Raw genomic sequence first — 8,001 nt, forward strand, 5'->3', positions numbered from 1 at the left:
TACAGATGCCCTATCGAAATGATGACGGAAATGATGTCCAAGCATCATGAGAGTCCATCCCTAACTCAATAGCCGGGTGTTGCACTCAGCCTCTGAAACCGCCGGGGTTAAGTTTTATCGTTATTTTGAGTTCACAGTGACATCTACAGTTTTCTGCGGGCAGCACACGGCAACCGGGTTATTACCCCGTTGCGCGTATGGCCTGCAAAAAGAATCGTTTAAATCAATTAACGGTTTTGATACGGCCGATCAAAGAGCCCGCTTCAAAGTAAGTACCCGCTGGTTGGGTAATATTAACGTCGCCAGCACAAGGGGCCAGAATCGAAGTTTCCATTTTCATCGCTTCTACCACAGCGATAACTTGCCCGGTGCTGACTGACTCGCCGTCTTCGACGACCCAGGTATGCAGGTTGCCCGCTACCGGCGTCAGTACCGCCTGCGGATCAACCGCTTCGCTTGGGGCCGCGCTTTCGCTGGCAGGGCCTGCTGCGTTCAAGCTCATGCCGCGCAACAATGCTGCGGGCAGACCCAGTTCGTGGCGCTTGCCGTCAATTTCGACGAAGGTGCGCAGTACTTCAGGGTTCCCCGACTGGGCGTTGCGTGGGGCGATGGTGATCTGTTCGGCAAAGTCGGTCTCGATCCAGCGGGTGTGCACGCCGAATCGGTCAGCGCTGGTGAAGTCGGCATGGTCCATCACGGCCCGGTGGAACGGCAGCACTGAGGCGATGCCCTCGATGTTGAATTCCGCCAGGGCGCGACGGGCGCGGGTTATCGCCTGCTCACGAGTTGCACCTGTGACAATCAGCTTGGCCATCATCGAATCGAAGGTGCTCGGCACGCTGGAACCGCTGACCACGCCGCTGTCCAGGCGTACGCCGGGGCCAGAGGGCGGCAGGAACTCGGTGATTTGCCCGGGCGTAGGCAAAAAGCCTTTGCCTGCGTCTTCGGCGTTGATGCGAAATTCAAAGCTGTGGCCGCGCGGGGTCGGCGTTTCGCTGAACGACAACGGCAGGCCGTCGGCGATACGCAGTTGCTCGATCACCAGGTCGATGCCGGTGGTTTCTTCGGTCACCGGGTGCTCGACCTGCAAGCGCGTGTTGACCTCAAGGAACGACAGGGTGCCGTCCTGGCTGAGCAGGAACTCCACGGTGCCCGCACCAACGTAGCCCGCCTTGGCGCAGATGTCCTGAGCCGACTGGTGAATGCGCGCGCGTTGTTCTTCGCTGATGAACGGCGCTGGCGCCTCTTCCACCAGCTTCTGGTTACGGCGCTGCAGGGAGCAATCGCGTGTGCCAACAACAACGACCTTGCCGTGTTTGTCGGCCAGGATCTGGGCTTCGATGTGGCGTGGGCGGTCGAGGAACTGTTCAACGAAACATTCGCCACGCCCGAAAGCAGCTTCGGCTTCGCGCACGGCGGAGGCGAACATTTCGGCGACTTCATCAAGACGCCAAGCCACTTTCATGCCGCGTCCGCCACCGCCGAAAGCGGCCTTGATGGCGATCGGCAAACCGTGCTGCTCGGCAAAGGCCAGCACTTGGGCGGCGCTTTCGACCGGGCCGGGTGTGCCGGCAACCAATGGCGCGCCGACCAGATGAGCCAGTTTGCGCGCCTCGACCTTGTCGCCCAGCACATCAATGGTCTCGGGGTTGGGGCCAACCCAGATCAGACCGGCGTTGATCACCGCCCGGGCGAAGTCGGCCCGCTCAGACAGAAAGCCATAGCCTGGGTGCACGGCGTCTGCCCCGCTGCGTTTGGCGACAGCGAGCAGCTTTTCAATGTCCAGGTAGGTCTCGGCAGGGCGTTGGCCGTTCAGAGAATAAGCTTCGTCGGCCTGGCGCACGTGCAGCGCGTCAATGTCGGCGTCAGCGTAGACGGCAACCGACTGCACACCGTAGTCGCGGCAAGCGCGAGCGATGCGGACGGCGATTTCACCACGGTTGGCGATCAATAATTTTTTCATGAATTGTTCTTCGCATCGGCAGTTGAAAAAGAGGCTTCGGTGCTGGGCTGCATTTCTTCGAACGCCCCCAGCGGGTTGAAGCGAATCTGTGCATTGACCGGTATCTGTCCTGCCAAATCCAGATGGTGGCTGGCCACCGAGGCAATCACCGGATAACCACCGGTCAGTGGGTGGTCGGCCAGGAACAGCACCGGTTGGCCGCTGGCTGGAACCTGAATCGCGCCAACAGAAGTGCCTTCGCTGGGCAATTCCTGATGATTACTGCGCTCCAGTGGCGTATCACCGGCCAGACGGATGCCGACCCGGTTGGATTGCGAGGTGACGCGCCACAGCTGGCTGCTCAGACGCTGGATGGCGTCTTCGGTAAACCAGTCGGTGCGCGGCCCCATCACCACATCGAGGGTGACAATGTTGGCGGTGGTCGGCAGCTCAAAGGCTGGCGCTTCGTTCAGCGATACGCTGGTGCCGTTGACCGGTGCGGTAAAACCCAGTCGGTCGCCAGCTGCCAGCGCTTCAGGACCAAGCTGCGCCAAGGTATCGGTGGACAGGCTGCCGAGCACCGGCGTGACGTCGAAACCCCCACGGATTGCCAGATAACTGCGCAACCCGGCCTTGGGTGAGCCCAGGCTTACGCGGTCGCCGGCTTCCAGCTCGATGGGCTGATAGTTGCTGGCTTGCCATTGCAGGCCGCTGGCGCTGGTGATGGTGACCGGGGTGTGTGCGCCGGTGATGGCGATCACAGCACTGCCATGGCAACTGAAACTCAAGCCTCCAAGTACCGATTCCACGCAGGCCATGTCCGAAGGGTTGCCGACGGCGCGGTTGGCCGAGCGCAGAGCACCAAGGTCCAGCGCGCCGGAGCGGGATACGCCCTGGCCGGTCTGGCCGGGGCGGCCCATGTCCTGCAATACGCTGTGCAGGCCTGGGCTGGTGATCTCCAGATACGTTGCTGTTGTGGCGTCGGGGCGTGCTGGCGCCGAAGGTGCTGGCAGGCCACCGGCAGGCAATGGACCGGCATCGGTGAAGTGTACTTTATAGCCAGGGCGCAGCAGGGCAGGCTCGGCGCGGTTCAGGTCCCACATCTGCAACGGCGTCACGCCGATGATCTGCCACCCACCAGGGCTGGCTTTGGGATAGACACCGCTGAAGTCGCCCGCCAACGCTACCGCACCGGCGGGGATGCGAGTGCGCGGCGTTTGCCGACGAGGCACCTGGAACCCGGCGCCGCCCGTCAGGTATGCGAAGCCCGGCGCGAAACCGCAGAACGCCACGCTGTAGTCATGAGCGGTGTGACGCTGGATGACCTCTGCGCGGCTGATGTTCAGCAGCGTCGCGACTTCGTCGAGGTCTTCGCCGTTGTAATGCACCGGGATTTCCACCCGACGGTGTTCGCCCTCACGGCGCTGGCTGATGTCCTGGCCAGCTATGCGGTTGACCAGCGCCTGACGCTCGATGGTGCTGGGGCGGAACTGGATCAATAGCGTACGTGCGGCAGGAACGATCTCCTCCACACCCGCAATTGGCTCCGCCGTCAGGGCGTCGAACAAGGCCAGGGTTTCGTCCAGATCTTTCAATTCGACGAGCAGGACGTCCAGGTTGACCGGTAGAAAGCGCACAGAGAACTCCTAGACGTGGTAAGTGCTGTCAGGCACGTCGGTGATGAACATATAGCCGGGCGAATGGGTGATGGCGAAGGGTACACCTGATGCCATGACTGCTGCCTGAGGTGTGACACCGCACGCCCAGAAAACCGGAACTTCGCCAGGCTTGATGCTAACGGCATCGCCGAAATCGGGTCGACTCAGGTCGTTGATACCCAGCCGTCCAGGCTCGCCGATATGGACTGGAGCGCCGTGCACCGAGGGGTAGCGCCCGGAGATAGCGCTGGCCTCGGCCACCCGATCAGCCGGAATCGGACGCATCGAAACCACCATTTCGCCGTGTAACCGACCGGCAGGACGGCAGGCGCGGTTGGTGCGGTACATCGGCACATTGCAGCCGTCGGTGATGTGGCGTACTTCGATGCCTGCCTCTTGCAGCGGGGTTTCAAAGGTAAAGCTGCAACCGATCAGAAACGCGACCATGTCGTCGTGTTCAGCCCAGGCCTGGGTTGCGTCGCTGACTTCTTCCGCCAGCTTGCCATCGCGCCAGATGCGGTACATCGGGATGTCGGTGCGCAGGTCCGCGCCTTCAGCCAGGAGGGTGGTCGGGCTGCCGGCGTCGCTGACATCCAGAATCGGGCAGGCTTTGGGATTGCGCTGCGCATAGAGCAGGAAGTCGTAGGCCCAGTCGCGGGGCAGGGCGATCAGATTGGCTTGGGTCATCCCTGGTGCAACCCCTGCCGTGGGGGTCACCAGACCGTTGCGGTAAGTGCCACGCGCCTCGCGGGCAGCGGCGATGGCGGCCTGACGGGCTCGATCAAAGGCATTCATGGGCGTTTCCGGCAAAGGGCTGCAAAGATGTACTGGCTTGTTCCAGTACGCGGCGCAGCTCGCGGGCCATCTCTACGGCGGCGGGGCTGTCGCCATGCACACAAATTGAGTCGGCCTCTATCCTGACCAGGCTGCCATCAATGGCTTCGATGGAGCCTGACTGAACCAGACGCAACATGCGCTGGGCCACCAGCTCCGGGTCGTGAAGCACGGCCCCGGGCTCGCGCCGCGAAACCAGCGTGCCCTGTGGCGTATACGCACGATCAGCGAAGGCCTCGGCGATGCACTGCAAACCTTCGCTACGGGCCAGCTCAATCAGGGTGGAGCCCGCTAGAGCGACGAGCACCAGCGCAGGATCAATGGCGCGGATCGCCTCAATCACCGCCATCGCCTGTCTGCGGTCGTGCGCAATAGTGTTGTACAAGGCCCCGTGAGGTTTGATGTAGCGCACCGAGGTGCCAGCAGCCTTGGCCAGGCCTTGCAGCGAACCGATCTGATAAATCACGTCGGCGGTCAGTTCGTCACTGGCCACGTCCATGTTGCGGCGGCCAAAGCCAACCTTGTCCGGGTAGGACACGTGAGCGCCAATCGTGACGTTCTTTGCGGCAGCGGCTTTCAGGGTCCGCAGGATGCCCGCCGGGTCGCCTGCGTGAAAACCACAGGCGACATTGGCGCTGGTCACGATGTCGAGCATCGCGGCATCGTCGCCCATGCTCCAGGCGCCGAAGCTTTCACCCAGGTCGCTATTTAGATCAATCGCACGCATTTGAAATTACCTCTTTGTAATCAGGCATTTTTAATCAGGCTGCGCCAATGAACGCAAAGATGGCACCGGCCGACTTGTAGGCCATGAACCACGACAGCAGGCAGGTCAGGATACCCAGCACCAGCAACCAGCGTGGATAGTGGTAGCCACCCATCAGGTCAGACCGGGCCCAGCCCACGTACATGAAGATGCTCAGGCCCAGCGGCAGGATCAACCCGTTGAAACCGCCAGCAAACACCAGCAACGCTGCCGGTGGCTTGCCCAGCACCATATACACTGCCATGCAGATGACGATGAAAACCACGGTCGCGAGGTTACGAACACGCTCTGTGATCTTCTTGGAGAACACCGTGATGAACGACATCGACGTGTAAGACGCGCCGATGACACTGCTGATACCCGCCGCCCACAGCACCAGACCGAACATCATCATGCCGATGTCGCCTGCCGCTGCCTGGAACGCCTGGCCAGCAGGGTTTGCGCCCTTGCCAGACACGTCGATAACCACTCCGCTTGCCACCACGCCCAGAATAGCCAGAAACAATACGTAGCGAGCAATGCCTGTGACCAGGATACCGGTCAGCGCTGCGCGGGATACCGCCTGAAGGTTTTCTACACCAACGGTGCCGCGATCAAGCAGACGGTGAGCGCCTGCATAAGTGATGTAACCGCCTACCGTGCCGCCGACGATGGTAGTGATGGAGGCAAAGTCGATGAAGTCAGGCCATACCGACTGACGCAGAGCTTCGCCCAGCGGAGGATGGGTCGCAAAGCATGCAAGCACGATCAGGCATATTTTCAGGATGCCCAGCCCCATCATGATCCGGTCCATCGCCACGCCTGCGCGATGAGACGAGAAGATCCCAATGGCAAGCAGCGCACTCAAGGCACCACCCCATTTAGGATCAAGACCGGTCAGCGCGTTCAAGCCCAGACCTGCACCGGCAATGTTACCCAGCATGAACACCAGCCCACCGCACAGCACCAACACCGTCAGCAAGTAACCACTGCCCGGAATAGCAGCGTTGGCCAGATCGGCCGCACGCATTTTAGTCAGCGACACAATGCGCCAGACGTTCAGCTGAACAACGAAGTCAATCAGGATCGAAGCCAGAATGCCGAAAGCAAACGCAGCACCCAATGTTGCCGTGAACGTAGCGGTCTGGGTCAGGAAGCCTGGCCCGATAGCAGACGTGGCCATCATGAAGACGGCGGCGACTAAAGACGCCCGCCGCGCCTTTGTGAACTCTTTCGTGGTCGTTGTCACGGCATCATTCCTACAGTGAGAGGTATATCGACTGAGCAATGAGCATGCCAAAACTCAAGGATCATCGCTGCAATGTAGGTTGATAAAGGATTTATTGTTGAACAATCTGTTACTTATGACTGATACAAAAGCACCAAATTGTTACCTTAAGCGCTTGCGGTGCTACTTAATGAAGCACGTTCCAGGCTTCATCCTTGTGCCACGCACTAGGCTCTGATGGAATAACCCTGCGGTTTTCCTCATCCTGGACCTTTTATGAACGACGCCTCTCCCACCCTTCCCCGAACGCTGGGAGAAACCATCACCCGAGAAATACGCAGAATGCTGGTCGAGGGTGAACTCGTGCCCGGCCAACGCCTTTCAGAAGCCGCACTGGCAGAAAACCTCGACATTTCGCGGAACACATTGAGAGAGGCATTTCGGGTTCTGACGCGCGAAGGCCTGCTCAAACACGAACCTAACCGCGGAGTTACGGTTGCAGAACCTGACATGGCCTCGATCATCGACATCTACCGCGTGCGCCGCTTCATCGAATGCAAGGCCATCGCCCAAGCCTACCCCCAGCACCCAGGCACCCTGCACATGCGTGAGGCTGTCGAGCTAGGCGTGCACGCGCGCGAATCGAAAGACTGGGTAGCGGTCGGCACGGCCAACATGATTTTTCACAAATCAATTGTCGAACTGGCAGATAGCCCGCGCCTGCTGGTGTTTTATGGGCAGATCTCGGCTGAATTGCGGCTGGCCTTCGGGCTGCTCAACGACCCCCGATTACTGCACTTGCCGTTCCTCGATATGAACGCATCGATACTTCAATGCGTTGAGGAAGGCCGAGCAGGCGACGCGACCATCATGCTGGATGCCTACCTGGTGCAATCTGAGCGAACTGTCCTGGCCGCTTACGAGCGCAGCATGAAACGGTAATCGCATTGGTGGGGTGCTGGGAGGGCGGTGTGTTCGCTGGTGTTTTCGTTTATGCGGGCATTGGATGTACAGGGCGCAAAAAAACGCTATTTTGTTGATTGATGATCCAGCTAGGGTGGAACGCAGATCTATTTCCGGGGTGAGGAATCGTCACGGGTCGGTGCGTTGGCTGCCCACGTCCGCCCTGTGCGAAACGACCTTTGACATTCCCACGCCCAGTGCCTGGAGCACTTTCAGGATGGTGGAGAGCTTGGGGTCGCCACCAGCCGCAATAGATCTGTAAAGGTTGGGTCTGGCCAGGCCTGTGTTCTTTGAGAGGTTTCCCATACCGCCTCTCGCCTCGATCAGGCGACGGATGGCGATAAGGAAAGCGTCTTCGCCACCGCCCTCGTCGATTTCCTCCAGCGCAACAGACAGATATTCGATGGCAAATGCTTCGTCCTCACGAAGCATGTCGAGAACGCTTTCGTCATGGGATCGCGTATGAGTGGTCATTTCTTTTTCACCTTGTGGCATTTCCATAGCCACGTTTTCTTGTGGCCAGCACGATCGAGAGTGTTGTCGCTGACCGAAAACTGACCCAGTAGAGGCTGTTCTGCCGACTGAAAACTGACCCAGGTGTTCAACTGCTTCTGCTCACTTTTTGAGCAGG

At 59.9% G+C, this 8,001-nt stretch carries 7 protein-coding genes; 1 reads left to right on the forward strand and 6 read right to left on the reverse strand.

The window, feature by feature from the left end; genetic code table 11:
- Nucleotides 1-223: 223 nt before the first annotated feature.
- Genes DW49_RS0116225 through DW49_RS0116245 form a run of 5 tightly spaced genes read right to left on the reverse strand, consistent with a single transcriptional unit; the run spans nucleotide 224 to nucleotide 6,428 of the window.
- The gene (locus tag DW49_RS0116225) at nucleotides 224-1,963 is read right to left on the reverse strand and encodes an acetyl/propionyl/methylcrotonyl-CoA carboxylase subunit alpha (RefSeq protein ID WP_005621684.1); all 1,740 of its coding nucleotides are present in this window, start codon (nucleotides 1,961-1,963) and stop codon (nucleotides 224-226) included.
- Nucleotides 1,960-3,579: a 5-oxoprolinase subunit B/C family protein gene (locus DW49_RS0116230; protein ID WP_005621682.1), complete on the reverse strand. Its 1,620-nt coding sequence runs from the start codon at nucleotides 3,577-3,579 to the stop codon at nucleotides 1,960-1,962. The genes DW49_RS0116225 and DW49_RS0116230 overlap by 4 nt, the downstream gene beginning before the upstream one ends.
- A gap of 9 nt (nucleotides 3,580-3,588) precedes the next feature.
- Nucleotides 3,589-4,395, reverse strand: a complete 807-nt coding sequence (locus DW49_RS0116235) for a putative hydro-lyase (RefSeq protein WP_005621680.1) — start codon at nucleotides 4,393-4,395, stop codon at nucleotides 3,589-3,591.
- Entirely contained in the window at nucleotides 4,382-5,161 is a 780-nt protein-coding gene (locus DW49_RS0116240) for a LamB/YcsF family protein (RefSeq protein ID WP_005621678.1), read from the reverse strand. Before DW49_RS0116240 ends, DW49_RS0116235 begins: the two co-directional genes overlap by 14 nt.
- A 34-nt stretch (nucleotides 5,162-5,195) precedes the next feature.
- The gene (locus tag DW49_RS0116245) at nucleotides 5,196-6,428 is read right to left on the reverse strand and encodes an NRAMP family divalent metal transporter (protein WP_024420379.1); all 1,233 of its coding nucleotides are present in this window, start codon (nucleotides 6,426-6,428) and stop codon (nucleotides 5,196-5,198) included.
- Between the two features lie 255 nt (nucleotides 6,429-6,683).
- On the opposite strand from DW49_RS0116245, the gene DW49_RS0116250 reads away from it, so the two are divergent.
- A complete protein-coding gene (locus DW49_RS0116250; RefSeq protein WP_005621674.1) occupies nucleotides 6,684-7,349 on the forward strand; it encodes a GntR family transcriptional regulator in 666 nt (221 codons plus the stop codon).
- A 150-nt stretch (nucleotides 7,350-7,499) separates the two neighbouring features.
- Here DW49_RS0116250 and DW49_RS0116255 read toward each other — a convergent pair whose 3' ends face one another.
- Complete coding sequence (locus DW49_RS0116255) at nucleotides 7,500-7,865, reverse strand: addiction module antidote protein (RefSeq protein WP_024420380.1); 366 nt, start codon at nucleotides 7,863-7,865, stop codon at nucleotides 7,500-7,502.
- Nucleotides 7,866-8,001: the final 136 nt, after the last annotated feature.

Origin of the sequence: Pseudomonas avellanae BPIC 631 (assembly GCF_000444135.1) — a bacterium.
In the GTDB taxonomy this organism is placed as follows: Bacteria; Pseudomonadota; Gammaproteobacteria; order Pseudomonadales; family Pseudomonadaceae; genus Aquipseudomonas; species Aquipseudomonas avellanae.